The organism is Virgibacillus sp. 7505, assembly GCF_002272135.1.
Classification (GTDB): domain Bacteria; phylum Bacillota; class Bacilli; order Bacillales; family Amphibacillaceae; genus Terribacillus.
Window position 1 is genome coordinate 1 of sequence record NZ_NPBF01000419.1, and the last position, 220, is coordinate 220.

The 220-nt window shown below is 48.6% G+C and carries 2 tRNA genes; both read right to left on the minus strand.

The features are described 5' to 3' along the window. Nucleotides 1–30 precede the first annotated feature (30 nt). Nucleotides 31–107 (minus strand) — tRNA-Ile (locus CHH91_RS19590). Nucleotides 108–123: 16 nt separating this feature from the next. Then, nucleotides 124–196, minus strand: a tRNA-His gene (locus CHH91_RS19595). Nucleotides 197–220: the final 24 nt, after the last annotated feature.

Consider the following 220-nt stretch of genomic DNA (forward strand, 5'->3'; position numbering starts at 1 on the left):
TCCGCGATGTTTCATATGAAATTCTTCAAATGGTGGACCCTGCAGGACTCGAACCTGCGACCGATCGGTTATGAGCCGATAGCTCTAACCAACTGAGCTAAGGGTCCGGTTTAAGTATGAAAGGGCGATTGATGGGGATTGAACCCACGAATGCCGGAGCCACAATCCGGTGCGTTAACCACTTCGCCACAACCGCCATGACTTAAATAAAATTATATGG